General features: G+C 41.7%; 18 protein-coding genes. 14 read left to right on the top strand and 4 right to left on the bottom strand.

Annotation, left to right across the window (positions count from 1 at the left end; all coding sequences use genetic code 11):
- Nucleotides 1–51 precede the first annotated feature (51 nt).
- Nucleotides 52–954, bottom strand: coding sequence for a deoxyribonuclease IV (locus ACESPO_RS03990; RefSeq protein ID WP_008976251.1), 903 nt, complete (start codon nucleotides 952–954; stop codon nucleotides 52–54).
- Nucleotides 955–993: 39 nt separating this feature from the next.
- Nucleotides 994–1,650, bottom strand: a complete 657-nt coding sequence (locus tag ACESPO_RS03985) for a flavin reductase (protein WP_016440177.1) — start codon at nucleotides 1,648–1,650, stop codon at nucleotides 994–996.
- Between the two features lie 206 nt (nucleotides 1,651–1,856).
- Between ACESPO_RS03985 and argS the strand changes: the two genes are divergently transcribed.
- From argS to ACESPO_RS03970, 3 genes are all read left to right on the top strand, one after another.
- Entirely contained in the window at nucleotides 1,857–3,623 is a 1,767-nt protein-coding gene (argS, locus tag ACESPO_RS03980) for an arginine--tRNA ligase (RefSeq protein WP_336304767.1), read from the top strand.
- A gap of 18 nt (nucleotides 3,624–3,641) precedes the next feature.
- Nucleotides 3,642–4,790 carry an alanyl-tRNA editing protein gene (locus ACESPO_RS03975; RefSeq protein ID WP_336304768.1) on the top strand — a complete coding sequence of 383 codons (1,149 nt, stop codon included), beginning with the start codon at nucleotides 3,642–3,644 and terminating at the stop codon, nucleotides 4,788–4,790.
- A 73-nt stretch (nucleotides 4,791–4,863) separates the two neighbouring features.
- The gene (locus tag ACESPO_RS03970; protein ID WP_016440179.1) at nucleotides 4,864–5,724 is read left to right on the top strand and encodes a CPBP family intramembrane glutamic endopeptidase; all 861 of its coding nucleotides are present in this window, start codon (nucleotides 4,864–4,866) and stop codon (nucleotides 5,722–5,724) included.
- A gap of 87 nt (nucleotides 5,725–5,811) precedes the next feature.
- Here ACESPO_RS03970 and ACESPO_RS03965 read toward each other — a convergent pair whose 3' ends face one another.
- A complete protein-coding gene (locus ACESPO_RS03965; RefSeq protein ID WP_117576324.1) occupies nucleotides 5,812–6,180 on the bottom strand; it encodes a VOC family protein in 369 nt (122 codons plus the stop codon).
- A 234-nt stretch (nucleotides 6,181–6,414) separates the two neighbouring features.
- Between ACESPO_RS03965 and ACESPO_RS03960 the strand changes: the two genes are divergently transcribed.
- From ACESPO_RS03960 to rplT, 8 genes are all read left to right on the top strand, one after another.
- The gene (locus ACESPO_RS03960; protein ID WP_117576323.1) at nucleotides 6,415–7,629 is read left to right on the top strand and encodes a C40 family peptidase; all 1,215 of its coding nucleotides are present in this window, start codon (nucleotides 6,415–6,417) and stop codon (nucleotides 7,627–7,629) included.
- A gap of 157 nt (nucleotides 7,630–7,786) precedes the next feature.
- Nucleotides 7,787–9,016, top strand: a complete 1,230-nt coding sequence (locus ACESPO_RS03955; RefSeq protein WP_499788497.1) for a C40 family peptidase — start codon at nucleotides 7,787–7,789, stop codon at nucleotides 9,014–9,016.
- Between the two features lie 178 nt (nucleotides 9,017–9,194).
- Complete coding sequence (locus ACESPO_RS03950; protein WP_016439243.1) at nucleotides 9,195–10,559, top strand: spore germination protein; 1,365 nt, start codon at nucleotides 9,195–9,197, stop codon at nucleotides 10,557–10,559.
- Between the two features lie 259 nt (nucleotides 10,560–10,818).
- On the top strand, nucleotides 10,819–12,204 hold the full coding sequence (locus tag ACESPO_RS03945; RefSeq protein ID WP_499788495.1) for an MATE family efflux transporter: 1,386 nt from the start codon (nucleotides 10,819–10,821) through the stop codon (nucleotides 12,202–12,204).
- Nucleotides 12,205–12,215: 11 nt separating this feature from the next.
- Nucleotides 12,216–13,085, top strand: a complete 870-nt coding sequence (locus tag ACESPO_RS03940) for a DegV family protein (protein ID WP_008976240.1) — start codon at nucleotides 12,216–12,218, stop codon at nucleotides 13,083–13,085.
- A gap of 391 nt (nucleotides 13,086–13,476) precedes the next feature.
- Nucleotides 13,477–13,971 carry a translation initiation factor IF-3 gene (gene infC / locus ACESPO_RS03935; RefSeq protein WP_008976239.1) on the top strand — a complete coding sequence of 165 codons (495 nt, stop codon included), beginning with the start codon at nucleotides 13,477–13,479 and terminating at the stop codon, nucleotides 13,969–13,971.
- A gap of 35 nt (nucleotides 13,972–14,006) precedes the next feature.
- Nucleotides 14,007–14,204: a 50S ribosomal protein L35 gene (rpmI, locus tag ACESPO_RS03930; RefSeq protein ID WP_008976238.1), complete on the top strand. Its 198-nt coding sequence runs from the start codon at nucleotides 14,007–14,009 to the stop codon at nucleotides 14,202–14,204.
- Between the two features lie 32 nt (nucleotides 14,205–14,236).
- Complete coding sequence (gene rplT, locus ACESPO_RS03925) at nucleotides 14,237–14,593, top strand: 50S ribosomal protein L20 (RefSeq protein ID WP_008976237.1); 357 nt, start codon at nucleotides 14,237–14,239, stop codon at nucleotides 14,591–14,593.
- 90 nt (nucleotides 14,594–14,683) lie between these two features.
- Here the strand turns inward: rplT and ACESPO_RS03920 are convergent, their stop codons facing one another.
- Nucleotides 14,684–15,295 (bottom strand): DUF1836 domain-containing protein, encoded by a 612-nt coding sequence (locus tag ACESPO_RS03920; RefSeq protein WP_008976236.1) that lies wholly within the window; start codon nucleotides 15,293–15,295, stop codon nucleotides 14,684–14,686.
- A gap of 141 nt (nucleotides 15,296–15,436) precedes the next feature.
- Here ACESPO_RS03920 and ACESPO_RS03915 point away from each other — a divergent pair, with 141 nt between their 5' ends.
- The 3 genes from ACESPO_RS03915 to ACESPO_RS03905 are packed head-to-tail and all read left to right on the top strand — an operon-like array spanning nucleotide 15,437 to nucleotide 17,969.
- Nucleotides 15,437–16,186, top strand: a complete 750-nt coding sequence (locus ACESPO_RS03915; RefSeq protein WP_270196259.1) for a LytR/AlgR family response regulator transcription factor — start codon at nucleotides 15,437–15,439, stop codon at nucleotides 16,184–16,186.
- A 38-nt stretch (nucleotides 16,187–16,224) separates the two neighbouring features.
- Entirely contained in the window at nucleotides 16,225–17,538 is a 1,314-nt protein-coding gene (locus ACESPO_RS03910) for a sensor histidine kinase (protein ID WP_336304771.1), read from the top strand.
- Complete coding sequence (locus ACESPO_RS03905; RefSeq protein WP_336304772.1) at nucleotides 17,535–17,969, top strand: DUF3887 domain-containing protein; 435 nt, start codon at nucleotides 17,535–17,537, stop codon at nucleotides 17,967–17,969. The genes ACESPO_RS03910 and ACESPO_RS03905 overlap by 4 nt, the downstream gene beginning before the upstream one ends.
- Nucleotides 17,970–17,974 lie beyond the last annotated feature (5 nt).

The following is a 17,974-nucleotide window of genomic DNA, read 5'->3' as shown; positions in this document are numbered from 1 at the left end:
CAATTATTTTAAAGAGAAATGGAAGAAAAGTCAAGAGAATGGAGAAAAGGATTATTCATTTGCAGAGATAATCTGGTCCGCAAGGTCTGGATAAAAGGTCTGGCGGCGAAGCATCTCCATCTCGTATTTATATGGTGCGTAGGATTTCTTCTCTTTTGTCGGAGAAGGAATATAAGGGGTCTCAAGGATTTTCGGGACATCTGTAAAATCCGGGTGATGTACGATATAGGAGAGTGCATCAAATCCAATTTCTCCAAATCCGATATTGGCGTGCCGGTCTTTGGCGGCTCCAGAAGGATTCTTACTGTCGTTGACATGGAAGACTGCAATCTGATCCTTTCCGATCAAACGGTCAAACTTTTCGATGACACCGTCAAAGTCATGGATGATATCGTAACCGCTGTCGCTTGTGTGACAGGTGTCGAAGCAGACGCGCAGTTTGTCGCTGTGAATGACACCGTCATAGATCTGTGCGAGTTCTTCGAAGCTGCGTCCGATCTCAGATCCCTTTCCCGCCATGGTCTCCAGTGCAATGTTACAAGGGGTATCAGCTGTGAGTACCTCGTTGAGTCCTTTGATAATCTGTGCAATTCCAGCTTCGGTTCCTGCTCCGACATGGGCGCCTGGATGCAGAATCAATGTTTGACTTTTGCAGGCGGCAGTCCGTTCAATCTCGAGCTGAAGAAATTGTACTGCAAGCTCGAAAGTCTCAGGCTTTACAGAGTTTCCGAGATTGATGATGTAGGGAGCGTGGACGATGATTTCTTCAATCTGATGTTGGGACAGATAGTCCCATGCGGCATCAATATTTAATTCGCTGATAGACTTTCTTCTTGTATTTTGGGGTGCCCCGGTATAGAACATAAATGTATCTGCACCGTAGGAAACCGCTTCTTTTGCGGAGCCAAGCAGCATTTCCTTGCCGCTCATTCCAACATGTGAACCTAATTTCATAGATAGACCTCATTTCTGTAAAGTCCCCCGCAGGGGGGACTATTTTTTGATGAATTTTTCTTTTGGCATTTTGCAAAGTGGGCAGGTAAAGGAGTCTGGAAGTTCCTCAAAAGGAGTTTCTCCGTCATAGACATATCCACATACCGAACATACCCATGTTTCCTTTTTTGTCAGAGTTTCTGTTTTTTCAGTTTCCTCTTCCGGAAGATAGGTCGGAGCATTTTTAGGACTCTTTCCTTTGATGACTTTGTGGTAGTAAGCATAAGTCATAGCAGGATCTGTCCCTTTGCTATCGCCATCGATCACTTCCCCAAGGAAGACGGTGTGTGTGTTTGTCTCCATCTGATCAATGATCTTACAGACGATATATCCGCAGCAGTCAGTGAGTACAGGCAAATGTTCCTGCTCCTCATAAGAAACTCCGGCAAACTTATCTGTGTCGCGACCTGACTGAAAGCCAAACTGACCAATCAGTGAGGGGTCAGACTTTTCGGATAAGATAGAAACAGCAAAAACACCGGCACGTTTCATACAGTCGTTTGTATAATTATCATGATTCATACTTACTGCGATGGTAGCCGGAGAGGATGTGATCTGCATAACACTGTTGGCGACACATCCGGTTGGACGGCTTCCATCCAGGGTAGTAACGACGTAGACTCCGTAAGACAAATTGCGAAAAACATTTGTGTTCATAAAAAAATCCTCCTTTATCTTTGATAATAGTAATTGTTACTGAAATTATATCACAAATGAATGCCAGTTACAACTAGTATACGGAAGAAAAGCAGATAGATACAAATGTTTTTAAAATAGGTAGTTGTTGCTCTATCTTTCTTGTGCTAAAATAATGTATTAGCAATCGATGCACAGAATCATCAAAAGATGAAGATGGAGGTATTATGAAGAAAATTTTTGAATTTATACAGGAAGAATTGGAAAATGCATTTGAAGCGGCAGGGTATGATCGCGGACTGGGAAAGGTTACGTTATCAAACAGACCGGATCTATGTGAATATCAGTGTAATGGAGCAATGGCAGGCGCTAAGACGTATAGAAAAGCACCGATCATGATCGCAAACGATGTTGTGGAGAAACTTCAGGAGAGTACATGTATTCAGGAAGCAGAGGCAGTTGCTCCTGGATTTATCAATCTGAAGCTTGACAGAGAGTTCCTTGCAGGTTACTTAAATCAAATGAGCGAAGATGCACATCTTGGATTTGAAACTGCAAAAGAGCCAAAGACAATTATTGTTGATTACGGTGGAGCGAATGTGGCGAAACCACTTCATGTTGGTCATCTGCGCTCAGCGATTATTGGAGAGAGCATCAAGCGGATCGGAAAATTTGCAGGGCATCATGTGATCGGTGACGTTCACCTTGGTGACTGGGGATATCAGATGGGACTTGTGATCACAGAGTTAAAGAAGAGAAAACCAGAACTTCCGTATTTTGATGAAAACTTTGCGGGGGAATATCCGGAAGAAGCTCCGTTTACAATCGGGGAGTTGGAAGAAATCTATCCGACTGCAAGTGCTTATGCAAAAGAACATGAAGACTATAAAGAAGAAGCGCTTCAAGCGACTTTTCTGTTACAGAACGGACACCGTGGCTATCGTGCAGTGTGGAAACATATCATGAATGTGTCTGTTGCTGACTTGAAGAAGAACTATGGCAACCTGAATGTGGACTTCGATCTCTGGAAGGGAGAGGCGGATGCACAGGAGTATATCCCGGATATGGTAGAATACATGAAGAAAGAAGGATATGCACATATCGACAATGGGGCTCTTGTTGTAGATGTAAAAGAAGAGACAGATACAAAGGAAATTCCGCCATGTATGATCCTAAAATCAGACGGTGCAGCGCTCTATGATACGACAGATCTTGCCACTTTGATCGAACGTGAAAAATTATACCAGCCGGATGAAGTGATCTATGTTGTTGACAAACGTCAGGAGCTTCATTTTGTACAGGTATTTCGCTGTGCGAGAAAGACAAAGATCGTGAATGAGAAAACAGATCTTCAGTTTGTCGGATTTGGCACGATGAATGGAAAGGACGGGAAGCCGTTCAAGACAAGAGATGGCGGTGTGATGCGTCTGGAAAATCTGATTCGTGAGATCAATGAGGAGATGTACAAAAAAATTACTGATAACCGCACCGTATCAGAAGAAGAGGCGAGAAAGACAGCACAGATCGTTGGACTTTCTGCAATTAAGTACGGAGATCTCTCCAACCAGGCATCAAAAGATTATGTGTTTGATGTAGACAGATTTACTTCCTTTGAGGGGAATACAGGACCATATATCCTTTATACGATCGTGAGAATCAAATCAATCCTTGCAAGATATGCAGAGATGGAAGGAAGTAAGACAGATGTAAAACTCCTCTCAGCATGTTCAGACAGCGAAAAAGCATTGATGTTAGAGGCTGCAAAATTCAACAGTGTGATTGAAAATACGCTGGAAGAACTGGCTCCGCATAAAATCTGTGCATACATTTATGATCTGGCAAATACATTCAATCGCTTTTATCATGAGACAAAGATTCTTGCAGAAGAAGACAAGGAGCGTCAGGTAAGCTTTATTGCACTGCTGACAGTGACAAAGAAAGTACTTGAGACATGCATTGATCTGCTTGGATTTGAAGCGCCGGAGAGAATGTAGGAAGGATAAGCGGTACAGATGACAGAAAAATTATTTTATCAGGATAGTCATAGAAGTACATTTACGGCCATCGTGCAGGAAGTAAGACCGTCGGGGAACGGGTATGAGATTATTCTTGATCGGACTGCTTTTTTCCCGGAAGGCGGTGGGCAAAGCTCAGATACCGGAAGTCTCGGAGGTGTTTCAGTGAGTGATGTGCAGGAGATAGATGGGAAGATCATTCACTACACGGATGGGCCTCTTGTGGAAGGAACGGAAGTAGAAGGATGTATTGACTGGACAGAACGTTTTTCGAAAATGCAGCAGCATACTGGGGAGCATATTGTTTCGGGGCTGATTCATAAGATATATGGATATCATAATGTAGGGTTTCATCTCGGGACAGACAGTGTGACACTTGATTTTAACGGAGTTGTTCCGAAAGAAAAACTGCATGAAATAGAGCAGCTTGCCAATGAGGCAGTTGCAAAAAATCTCCCAGTGCAAGTATTGTATCCGACGGATGAGGAACTTTCAAAGATCAGTTACCGGAGTAAGATTGAGATTGAAGGGCAGGTACGGATTGTTGTGATTGATGGATATGATGTCTGTGCCTGCTGTGCACCACATGTGAAGCAGACGGGAGAAATCGGTTTGATCAAACTTGTCGGCATGCAAAATTACAAGGGCGGTGTGCGCATCTCGATGCTCTGTGGATTTCGTGCGCTGGAAGATTACTATCAGAAAGAAAAAAATAACCGGGAAATCGCAGTGATGCTTTCGGCAAAAGAATATGAGACAGCGGTGGAAGTGGAAAGACTTCAGGAAGAACTTGCGATGAAGAAGGCAAAAATTGCAGAACTGGAACAGAAGTTTTTGGAACAGAAAGTAGAGACGCTTGATGTTTCCGGTGAAATTGTCTGCCTGTTTGAAGAGACAGATCCGGTTATGACGCGTGAAATGGTAAATCTTCTCTTGAAAAAAGGAGCAAAGATGGCAGCTGTCTTTTCTGGAAATGAGAGAGAGGGTTACCGATATGTGCTCGGAAGCCGTAGCCTGGATGTCAGGAAAAATGGAAAGCTTCTCAACGAAGCGTTTCATGGACGCGGGGGAGGAAAGCCGGAGATGGTGCAGGGAACTGTACAAGGGAAAAGAGAAGAAATTGAGGCGTTCCTGAATTGTAGATAGCAATAGAGAAGAAAAATATCTGCTAAAACAGATGGACGAGAGACAGAAAAGCAGAAAGAAGAGAGGAGACTGGATGAAGCAGAGAAGTATTTTAGGGCGAGTGGCTGTTCCGCTTTTGATCTATTATGGAATATCGCTCGTCATTACGATGTTTGCAAGCGCCATTGTTGCCGGACTGAAGATGCCACAGTATCTGAATGGTCAGGTCGAGTATGCACAGATGGTAACCGAGATGACCAATGAGATTTTAAAGTATACGACTATCATCACTGGAGTGACAGCGCTTGTAGCGATACCGATATTTTGGTGGATGTTCCACAAAGATAACCGGATCAGAAGACAGATGGGGATGGCTGAACCAGCGAAAGCCTCACCGGTAAAATATGTCTGGATTGTTATACTTGGTGTGGCGGCTTGTGTGGCGCTGAACAATATTCTTACGTTGAGCAATCTTGCGATGATTAGCTCTTACGAAGAAACTGGGGCAAATTTTTATAAGGTGAACATTGTGGCACAGATTATCTGTCTGGGGATTCTGACGCCGATTGCAGAAGAACTTGCTTTTCGCGGTTTGATTTTTAAACGTTTGCGGGAAGTAATGAACATGAAACGAGCTATTTTGATCAGTGCACTGATTTTTGGAATTTATCATGGCAATCTTGTTCAGGCAGTTTACGGAGGTGTGTTGGGTGCCCTGCTTTCATATGCTTATGAAAAATACGGATCAATCAAAGCGCCGATACTTGCACATATGGTATTAAATCTGACCTCTGTGATCTTGTCAGAAATCGGTGGATTTAGTTGGATGTTTGAACAGCCGATGCGAATGGGAATTGCAACAGTTGCATGTGCAGCAATCTCTGCGACAATGTATGTTATGATTCAGAGAATCGGGCAGGGAGAAGCAGACAAAACATCATCAGAACAGCAATAAAGATTGAAAAAACAGAATTAAAAAATGTCCTGCGGGAATCGGTAGATTTCCAGCAGGACATTTTTCATAGAGAGAAGAGAATCGGAACTATTTTGCAGGAACAATTTCCAACCAGTATCCATCAGGATCTTCAATAAAGTAGATTCCCATTGCTTCGTTTTCGAAACAGACACATCCCATTTCTTTATGTTTTGCGAGAGATTCTTCGTAACAGTCTGTCTCAAAAGCAAGGTGAAATTCGTTGTCACCAAGATTGTATGGTCGGTCCCAGTCACGAAGCCATGTAAGTTCTAACTGGTGAGAGGTTTTGCTGTCGCCAAGATACACCAGGGTAAAACTTCCGTCTTCTGCATGATGTTCGCGGACAACGTCAAGTCCGAGCGCTTCCTTATAAAAGGCAAGAGATTTTTCCAGATCTCTTACATTAAAATTATTGTGTACAAATTTAAAACTCATAGTCAGCCTCCTGAAATTTTTCTTTGAGTATAACTTGTCGGAGAAAAAATGTAAAGAAGTTTTCCGAATTTCAAAGTGAAGAATCTGTGAGAGAAAGGAGGAAGATGGGACGGAAAAATATTACAAAAATGTTAAAAGTTATTGCATTTTAGGTGAAAAGAAGCTATAATAGCCCATATGAGAGTAGATATTTGATCTAAAGCAATAAATTTAGAAAGTCAGGATAGGTATTTTATGTATAAGAAAAAGTTTGGAAAATTAGTGATTGTTTCATTAATGGCAGCAGCCTTAACAGTGACACCGGTATTTGCTGCACCGACAGTCAATGAATTACAGCAGAAGAAAGCAGAAGAGCAGAATAAAGTAAGTTCTCTGCAGGCAGAATTGACAGAACTTCTTACAAAGATGAGCGATCTGGAAGCAGATCTGATTGAAAAAGGTACAGAAGTGACTCAGGCAACAGCAGATTTGGAAGATGCACAGAAGAAAGAAGAAAAGCAGTATGAAGATATGAAACTTCGTATCAAATACATGTATGAAGAAGGAAATACGACATTTGTTGAGAAACTTTTGACAGCAGACAGTATTTCAGAACTTCTGAATCAGGCAGATTTTGTACAGAGTGTCCATTCTTATGACAGAAAAATGCTTCAGGAATATGTGGATACTAAACAGCAGATTGCAGATTTGAAAGCGACTCTGGAGACAGAGATGGCAAATATGGAGCAGTTGCAGGATGATTATGAAGGAGAAAAGCAGAATCTGAATGCAACAATTGAGACACATAGAGCAAATGTAGCAGATTTTGATGTGCAATTACAGGCGGCAGTTCAGGCAGCAGCAGAGGCGGCTGCTCAGAGAGAGGCAGAGCTTCAGGCTTCCGTAAATGAAATTACAGGTGGCCAGAATAATGGCAACACAGGTGGTCAGTCAGGAAATGTTGGAGGTTCCGGACAGAATAACAATGGAAATACAAGTGTGACACCACCGCAGGGTGGTTCTGGGGATACAACAGGTGGTGTAGAGCAGACACCAAGTGTACCAGAGATCCCACAGCAGCCAGAACAGCCGCAGCAACCACAACAGCCTGTGACTCCTCCGGTAGGAGATACAAGCGTAGGACAGGCGATCGTCAATGTTGCTTATGGATATCTTGGCATCCCATATGTATGGGGAGGAACGACAACAGCTGGATTTGACTGTTCCGGTATGGTGCAGGCAGCACATGCGGCAGTTGGAATCGGTCTTCCACGTGTCAGTGAAGCGCAGGGGGCATGTGGACAGGCAGTAGGAAGTATGGCAGAGGCACTTCCGGGTGATATTGTATGTTATGGTTATCATGTAGGAATTTATATCGGCGGTGGACAGATGATTCATGCACCAGAGCCGGGAGATGTTGTAAAAGTATCTTCAGTATACGGCTCTCCATGGTTTAGACGCTGCTGGTAATCAGAGAGAATAAAAAAGGATCAGAGAGCTTTCAAAAGTGTTCTGCATATTTGGAGAAACACGATGTGCTACTTGATAGTTGAAGAGGAGAGGGTTGAAGTTATCAACCCTCTTTTGTGTATTAACAGGAAATCATTCAAAAGAGAAAGGAAAACGTATGAGAAAGAGAATTGGGAAGACAGTTGTGGCAGTGACTTTAGTCGGTTCGATGGCGGTAACACCTGTATTTGCCGCTCCGGCAAAGGAAAATGAAAAACAGACGAAAGAAAGTTCCGTGTCAGATCTCCAAAGTGAATTGGAACAGGTGATGACAAAGATGGCAGACCTAGAGACAAAACTGATCGCAAAAGGAGAAGAGATTCAGAAAGCTTCCAAAGAATTGCAGCAGGCGGAAGAAAAATCAGCAAAGCAGTATGAAGATATGAAGTTACGTATTAAATACATGTATGAAGCCGGAGATACAGAACTTGAGAAATTTATCAATGCGGAGTCGGCCGGGGACGCATTGAATAAGGCAGAATATGTGCAGGCAGTTTATATTTATGACCGAGATAAACTTCAAGAATATGTTGATACGAAAAAAGAGATTGAGAATCTGAAGACTACATTGGAAAAGGATAAGGCATCTCTGGAGAAAATGAATACAGAACTGAATGTGAAGAAGGAGACATTGACAACGACTATCCAGACAAAGCAGGCAGAAGAACAGCAAGTACTTGCAGCTGCTCAGGCGGTAGCGGAAAAACGTCAGGCGGAAGGAAAAGCAGAGAAGACGGATAATCCAGAAAAAGAAGAAACAACACCTGCACAGCCAGATGAAAGTGTTCAAGAACAAGTACCGGTAGAGCCAGAGACACCGAGTGAACCGCAGACACCGGCACAGCCGGAAACGCCAAGTGAGCCACAGGCACCGGCAGAACCGGAGACACCAAGTGAACCGCAGATACCGGCAGAGCCGGAGACGCCGAGTGAGCCACAGACACCGGCAGAACCGGAAACACCAAGTGAACCGCAGACACCAGCAGAGCCGGAGACACCAGAAGAAAATCAGAGTGCGGCACAGCAGATTGTAAGTGCGGCATATAGTTTCCTTGGAATCCCATATGTATGGGGAGGAACGACAACAGCAGGATTTGATTGTTCCGGTATGGTACAGGCGGCTCATGCGGCAGCAGGGATTTCTATTCCACGTGTTTCCTGGGATCAGGGAGCGGCAGGAGTTGAAGTATCTGCTTCGGAGGCACTTCCGGGAGATATTGTATATTATGGATGGCATGTGGGAATCTATATTGGAAATGGTCAGATGATCCATGCACCGGAAGAAGGAGATGTAGTAAAAATTTCAACGGTAGACTGGGCGGCGCATACATTTGTACGTTGCTGGTAATGGAGATAAGGATGGACGAAAGAGAGCGTTCATCCTTTTTTTGTAGAAAAATTACTGCAGCTTATGGAGTAAAAATACATTTTGTATGAGCAATCGCGGTTTGTGAAAAGAAAATCGAATAGAATATTTTGAAGAAAATCCGGCAATCCTAATCAGGTAAAAGCAGGAGGAAGATTGCATGGAAGAGAATAAGAAAAAAATAATGGGGACATTGGAGGAGAATGTCGCTTATATGAATGAAGTTCTGCCTGTAAAAGAGAGTTTTGACCTTGTACAGAGAGATATTGTGATCGGCGGAAAGAAAAGCAGCTTTTTCTTTATCGACGGGTTTACAAAGGATGATACAATGCTAAAGATCATGACATCTTTTTTTTCAGTGACAGAAGAAAAAATGCCAGACAGTGCTACAGAGTTTTCCAGGTTGCTCGTACCTTACGTAGAGGTCGATACACTTTCTGAATTTGATGGGATCATCAAAAATTTGTTATCGGGGACTACTTGCCTTTTTGTAGATGGCTATGAAGCATGTATTGTGATTGACTGCCGCACTTATCCCGCCAGGGGAGTAGATGAGCCATACAATGACAAATCTCTGCGTGGCCCAAGAGATGGATTTGTGGAGACGATTGTTTTTAACACGGCGCTTATGAGAAGAAGAATCCGCGATCCGCATCTGATCATGAAAATGACAGAGATAGGAGAGAGTTCGAGGACCGATGTGGCGATTTGTTATATGGATGACAGGGTCGATCAAGAACTGCTGAAAAATCTGAACAGCAGATTGGAAAAAATTCATGTAGATGCTCTGCGGATGACGCAGCAGACGCTTGCGGAAGAGCTGTTTAAGCGGAAGTGGTTTAATCCGTTTCCAAAATTTAAATTCACAGAGAGGCCGGACACAGCAGCGTCTTGTCTGCTGGAGGGAAAAGTTGTGATTCTTGTAGACAACTCCCCATCAGCGATGATACTACCGACGTCAATCTTAGATATGATCGAGGAGGCAAATGATTACTATTTTCCTACTATTACGAATGTGTATTTGAAAATGTCACGTGCGTTGATCACAATTGCCACAGTGTTTGTTACACCATTGTTTTTATTGTTTATGCAGAATCTTGAGTGGCTTCCGGAAGTGTTTGCGTTTGTGGCTATCAAAGATACAGTGAATATTCCGCTGATTTTTCAGCTGCTCATTTTGGAACTTGCTATTGACGGACTTCGCTTGGCGGCAATGAATACACCAAGCATGCTGAGTACACCGCTCAGTGTGATCGCAGGAATCGTTATGGGAGAATTTTCAGTGCGCTCCGGATGGTTTAATTCTGAAGTGATGCTGTATATGGCGTTTGTCGCGGTTGCAAACTATACACAACCTAATTTTGAACTTGGATATGCGTTAAAATTTATGAGACTGTTACTTCTTGTTCTGACGGCAATGTTTAACTGGATCGGATTTCTTATAGGATGTGTGATCGTAATTGTTTCGATCGTTTGTAATAAGACGCTGTCGGGGAGAAGTTATTTGAGAATCAGTAAAAACTAAAAATTGACAAGTCAGGTGAAAGACAGCAGAAGGAATACGCTGCCATACAGACGAGGAAAGGCAAAGAAATCCAGAAGTGAAATGTGAAAAGTAAATAAAATATAGCGAAAGAATTGAATCGCATGAAAAAGATTGTTATAATAAAATACAGTGACAGATAGAACTGATATTTCTGAAGCCCCAGAAATATCAGTATTTATTTGTCCAAAAATTTTGGTAGCAGGGATGTCAGAGAAAAAAGAGAAAGGAAGAAGTTGAAATGGAACAAAGTAAAGATGAAAAACTGGGGACCGAGAAGCTTGGAAAACTCATTGTAAGTATGGCGCTTCCGGCAGTTGCAGCACAGCTGATCAACGTTCTCTATAACATCGTAGACAGAATTTATATCGGACATATAGCGGGACATGGAGATATGGCACTTACCGGTGTGGGGGTCACATTCCCGATCATTACTATTATTTCGGCGTTCAGTGCATTCGCCGGAATGGGAGGGGCACCGATTGCTTCTATTCATTTGGGAAAGAAAGATTATGAGGGAGCGGAAAAGATACTTGGAAACAGTACGAGTCTTCTGCTCTTGTTTTCAGTTGTGCTGACTGCATTCTTTATGATTTTTAAAACACCAATTTTATATGCATTTGGAGCAAGTGATAACATCATCTCATATGCGCAGGAGTACATTACGATTTATTTAGTGGGTACAGTGTTTGTACAGCTTGCAATCGGGCTGAATACATTTATCAGCGGTCAGGGAAATGCAAAAGTTGCAATGCTATCCGTTTTGATCGGAGCAATTATTAATATTGTGTTGGATCCGATTTTTATTTTCTTATTTGATATGGGAGTGAAAGGTGCAGCGCTTGCTACAATTCTTTCTCAGGCAGTCAGTGCAGTTTGGGTAGTGAGATTCCTCGTGTCAAAGAAAAGCATTATCCGTATCCGAAAAAAATATTTGAAACTAAGCAAAAAGATTGTAGGGGCAATTGCGGCAATCGGCATTTCCCCGTTTATTATGCAGAGCACAGAAAGTCTTGTGACGGTTGTATTGAACAATGGGCTTCAGAAATATGGCGGAGACCTGTATGTTGGAACGATGTCCATTCTGATGAGTGTGATGCAGCTGATCATTGTTCCGATTCAGGGTGTTTCACAGGGAGTGCAGCCGATCATCAGCTATAATTTTGGTGCAGGAAAGAGAGGCCGGGTGATGGGCGCATTTAAGCGAATGCTTATTATCTGTCTGGCGGCATCGATGACCCTTGGGATTTCAGCGATTGTTGGGCCGGAATTCTTTGCGAGAATGTTTACAGATAAAAAAGAACTTGTGGATCTGACAGCAAGTGTCATGCCGGTATATTTCTTTGGAATTACGATTTTTGGGATCCAGATGGCATGTCAGTGCGCGTTTATCGCACTGGGGCAGGCAAAGTTATCACTGTTTGCGGCACTTTTGAGAAAGGTGATTTTGCTCGTGCCATTGGCAATCATTCTCCCGAAATATTTCGGAGTGTCCGGAATTTACTATGCAGAACCAATTGCGGATATTATTGCAGTATTTGTGACGAGTGTCTTATTTTTGACGATCACAAGAAAGTTTTTGCGTAATTGCGGAAATAATGATATGATGGGGAAAAGAAAACAATAGGAGGCCCATCTATGAGAGAATATGTGATAACAACGGACAGCACAGTCGATCTTCCAAAAGAATATTTAAGAGAACATCAGGTACAGGCAGTTTCGCTTTCCTATGAGATAGAAGGGGAGACTTATGAGGATCTAAATGGTCTGGAACCGGCAGTTTTTTATGAAAAAATGCGAAATGGGGCAATGCCGACGACTTCTCAGGCAAATCCAGAACAGGTGAGAGAGTTGTTCGAGGGAATATTGAAAGAAGGAAAAGACATTCTCCACATTGCTTTTTCTTCCGGGTTGAGTGGAAGTTATAATAGCGCAAGGATCGCGGCAGAAGAACTGAAGGAAATGTATGAAGGGGCAGAAATTTGCGTGATTGATTCCCTCTGTGCATCGGTCGGAGAAGGGTTATTATATCACAAAGCGAGATGCATGAAGGAAAAAGGCAAAACTTTGCAGGAAGTAGCAGCATGGGTGGAGAAAAACAAGTTACATATCTGCCATAATGTTGCGGTGGATGATCTGAATCATTTGTATCGAGGAGGGAGACTTTCCAGAACGTCAGCGGTGGTCGGGTCTATGATCAATATCAAGCCGTTCATCCACATGGATGAAAATGGGAAGCTTGTTCCGATCGGAAAGGTCAGAGGGCGTAAAAAATCATTGAATATTCTGGTGGATGCGATGGCAGAGCAGATCAAGGGATATGAGGAAGAGAACGATGTGATCATGATCAGCCATGGAGACTGTATAGAAGATGCCAGATATGTGGGGAAATTGGTAGAAGAGCGGTTTGGGATCCACAATATTTTGATCAATTACGTCGGAACAGTTATCGGCTCTCATACCGGGACAGGAGTTGTAGCGCTCTGTTTTATGGGAAACAAACGATAGAGAAAATAGAAAGACGGGATGCTGAGGGGCAAATATTTTGCTCATACGGTATCCTGTTTTTGTATGTGAGCGGTATATCCCAGGACAGAGTGGTATATCCTAGAACAAATAGAAGGAGTTTTGGAAACAATCTAATAAGTTTCAAAAAAGTAGTTGACAGTCTGTGGAGAATGTAGTATGATACATCTTGTGTAAAACGAAAAAGAAAGTAGAGTATCCACTCTCACCGTAGCACAATCGGGTGACTTCGGTTAATATAAGAACTGTCACTTTCGTAAATGTAGAAAGTTATAGGATTGTATTGTGTGGATAGTCGAAGCTATTCACTTTTTTTTGCGTTAAAAGAGTATGAGAGATTAGTTTATGGAGGTGCACGACTATTAGCGATTTAATGATTAATGAGCAGATCAGAGACAAGGAGATTCGTCTGATCGGGGAAGATGGAGAACAATTAGGAATCATGTCAACAAGAGAAGCTATGAAATTAGCAGCAGAAGCAGAGCTTGACTTGGTGAAGATAGCTCCAACAGCAAAGCCACCGGTTTGTAAGATTATCGACTATGGTAAATACAAATATGAGTTGACAAGAAAAGAAAAAGAAGCAAAGAAGAAACAAAAAACGGTGGATGTCAAAGAAGTGCGTTTATCACCTAATATTGATACAAATGATTTGAATACGAAAGTAAATAACGCAAAGAAATTTATTCAAAAAGGAAATAAAGTCAAAGTGACATTACGTTTTCGCGGAAGAGAGATGGCACATATGCAGACAAGTAAGCATATTTTAGACGATTTTGCAGATATGTTAAAGGATATTGCAGTCGTAGAGAAGCCAACGAAACTCGAAGGCAGAAGTATCAGCATGGTTTTAACTGAAAAACGTTAAAAATAAATAATCTACATTTAAGGAGGAAAAACATCATGCCAAAAATAAAAACAAGTAGAGCAGCAGCAAAACGTTTCAAAAAAACAGGTACAGGAAAATTAAAAAGAAATAAAGCTTACAAGAGCCATATCTTAACTAAGAAATCTACAAAGAGAAAAAGAAATCTTAGACAGGCAACTATCACAGATGCTACTAATGTTAAGAATATGAAGAAAATCTTACCATACTTATAAGATTTGAAGAATTGAAGGAGGATTAGAAAGACATGGCAAGAATTAAAGGCGGAATGAACGCTAGAAAAAAACACAATAGAACATTAAAGCTGGCGAAAGGTTACAGAGGAGCCAGATCTAAACAATACAGAGTTGCAAAACAGTCAGTGATGAGAGCACTCACATCTTCTTACGCAGGAAGAAAAGAGCGCAAACGTCAGATGAGACAGTTATGGATCGCTCGTATCAACGCAGCTGCAAGAATCAATGGATTATCTTACAGCAAATTTATGTACGGTTTAAAATTAGCTGGAGTTGAGATGAACAGAAAGATCTTAGCTGATATGGCAATCAATGATGCACAGGGATTTGCTACATTAGCAGAAGTTGCAAAATCTAAATTAGCTTAATTTTGAGATAGAAAATCAATCAGATTTTAAAGAGAGGCAGCGTACCACAAACGTGGAATATGCTGCCTTTTTATAATGCAAAGAAAAAAATCACTTTTTATGTTTCCTGTTATCGGAAGGAGGGAGTGCGTCAACGAGTTTCTCAATCAACTGTTTCTTGACATATACATCAAAACTTAATGTACAGATAAAAGAAAACAGACGGAGAAATTCACGATTCTCCTCATCCGCATCAGAAAAGGTTTCAGAAGAAGTGCGGTAAATTTCTGTAATATCTTCTTTCAGATGATCGATGCGGGATTTCTCAAGGCTACACACCTCCTCGTAGAGATCTGTGAACGACAGTTCCTTATCTGTGTGGAAGTAGTTCTCTGTGATCGGTTTGAGCAATGTCTCAATATCTTTGATTGATAAAATATTTTTAAAATAATAGATAAAAATGAGAACCATCACATGCTCTTTAGAATACTTTTTCTTCAGAGGAGGTGGGAGAAGTTCATTCTTTGCATAGTTGTTGATCATTGTTTTTGTGAGAATCTTATCGTCTTCATATCGCTTGGAGGATTTCATGTGGTCATTCATAAAAGTTGTGACTTGATCCATATATAGGTCGATATTTGGAATCTCATCTGCCTTTACATAGTCAATTCTTGAAATACTTTCTAAAATACTGTTTAGGATATCTTCTGTGTTAATTGTCATGTCATCACCTCATAGTCTTAGTATATAGTATTGAAAACGAGGAAGCAACATAAATATAGGTGGTTTTAAGAAAACTATTGGATCAAATCCGGATGATAGGTACGAAAAACTGTATTTCAGGCAGGAAGCTTGAAATACAGTTTGGGGAAAGCGTATAATGGCGATAGAAAGGAAAGGGAAGAAGAGATGCCAAAGATTGCAGTATGTGATGATGACAAAGAGAGCGTCATACGGTTAAAAGAGATGATTTTATCAGCCGGTATCTCAAAAGAGATAGACTGCTATGAGAGCGGTGAGAAATTAGTGGAGTCCGATCAGAACTATGACATTCTTTTTCTTGATATCGATATGGATGGGATGAATGGCATTGAGACGGCGAAGATTCTCAGAGAAAAGGACAAGAATGTAAAAATTATCTATGTGACAAGTTATGCGGAATATGTGCATTACGCTTTTGCGGTTCATGCATTTGCCTATCTCTTGAAACCGGTGAGCCAGGAGCAGGTAAAAGCGCAGCTGCAGGAGGCGATTTCCTATTATCAGAAGAGGAAAAAAGAAGATGAGATCAGTATTCGATTTGAGACAAAGGATGGGTCAGAACTTGTAAGGATCAATGATATTTACTATTTTGAATACCGGGAACGCCGAGTGTATGTAAAGACAAAAAAGGAAAATCTGATCATTCGCGGAGGAATCCGAGAGATTGCTGAGCGGATGAAAGGATACGATTTTGCAGTGCCTCATAAAAGTTTTGTAGTAAATCTTTTTTATGTCAAAGCGGTGAAAGGGTATGATATCCGGATGATGGATGGCAGTCTGATCCCGCTTTCTCAGAAAAAATCAACAGAATTTCGGTCGTTGCTGAATAAATTCCTTGCAGGGTGTATTTAAGATGATCTGTCGTAAGAAATACAGGAAGAGAGGCGGGGATGGTTTTGGTCGTAAATGTATGGTTGAATTTCGTAGAATTAATCGTAATCCAGACGATGATCTATTATTTTTTAAGTTGCCTTCCGAGAAACATTCATAGACCGAAATGGTGTTATCTGGTGGTATTTTTTCTGCATAGCATGACATTTTGTTATGTGATCTATCGGTGGGGGAATGCAGGGGCGGGAGCACTGCTAACAGTGGCTGGATGTATACTGGCCTGCTATTTTCTATTCACCACAGACCAGATACAGATGTTTTACAGCTGCGTATATGTGACAGTGTTGATCCTGTGTCAGGGGATTGTTATATATGGTCTGGGAAGCACCTATGCACGCCTAGGTTTGTTTATTACTTACCGGGAGGCAAATGTGATGATCCTTTTGAAGATTGTGGCAGAGATTTTTGTGACAAAATGTTTCGTGTGGATTTCCCGAAAAAGAAGAGAGAGCAGTCTGACAAAGTTTCAGTATATAGTTTTTTTGATCGTTCCGGTATTCAGTATAGTGTATTTCTATTCCATCTGCGTGTTCTCGGGAATCTATGTTCAGCTTTACGGGATGGAGCTTGTAGTCTTTAATATTGTATTGTTGCTTGTGATGAATGGATGTATGACATATTTGCTTGCAAAAATTTTGAAGACCAATTCTCTTCAAAATGAACTGAATCTGGCAAATCAGAAAGAGGAGATGCAGTGCCGGTATTATGAGGAGATAGAGCAGAAGTATCAAGAATCCAGGAAGATCATTCACGATATGAGAAATCATCTTCTTGCAATCGAGCAGCTCCAAAGCTCAGGAGAAGAAGAGCGAGCAAGAGAATATATAGGAGATGTACATCAGATGTTAAATATGTTTGGTCACAAATACTATACCGATAACCGTCTGCTAAATATTATCTTAAACGATAAAGAAAAGGCGGCAAATAGAGCAAGTGTAACATTTGATGCGAGAATCGGTGCGATTGCCTTGGAGGGAATGAAAGACAGTGATCTTACAACTGTTTTTGCGAATCTTTTGGACAATGCAGTTGAGGCAGCGAAGGAATCGGAGCAGAAGCAAGTGGTGATACGGGCGGACAGCATTCATGAATTTAATGTGATCCGTATTGAAAATACGATGTCCTTCTGCCAGAAAAGGAAGGAAGGTCATATGGGAATCGGATTGGAGAATGTGACAAGAGTGTTGAAAAAGTATGACGGCAGTTTTCAGCGAGAAAGGATGGATGGGAAATATGTCTGCATCGTGACGATGCCAAAATTCCCGGGAATGACTGAAAAAGCAGAGTTCAATGAAAAGAGGAAATGGATATGAAAAAATATACAGAAAAATGGATGCACGTATTTGTATGTGCCGGATGTGCAGCAGCAATGATTTTTGCAGGCTGTTCCGGTCAAAAACCATTGTCAGACCGTTTTGAGGAAGAGACGGTCAAAAAGACGGCAGAAGAGATTATCGAACTTGTCCATGAAGGGGACTATGAGAAGATCATAGAGGAATATGAGAGTGCAAAGCTTGTGACGGTACTTACAGAGGAGGATTTAAGAAATGCAGTGCAGCCTGTGATGGAAGAATTGGGCGAGCCGGAAAAAATTGAGAAGACAGTTGTGCGTGGAACCGAAAATCCAGAGACGAAGGAAAAGTACGCAACTGCGGTCAGTATAGTATCTTATGAAAATGGGAAAGCACAGTATACGATCACGTTCACTCAAACGATGAAGGTGGAAGGTTTTTACATTAAATAAGGGAA

It is taken from the genome of Coprococcus sp. HPP0074 (assembly GCF_964238105.1).
Lineage (GTDB): Bacteria > Bacillota > Clostridia > Lachnospirales > Lachnospiraceae > Faecalimonas > Faecalimonas umbilicata.
This window is presented reverse-complemented; position numbering and strand designations above follow the sequence as displayed.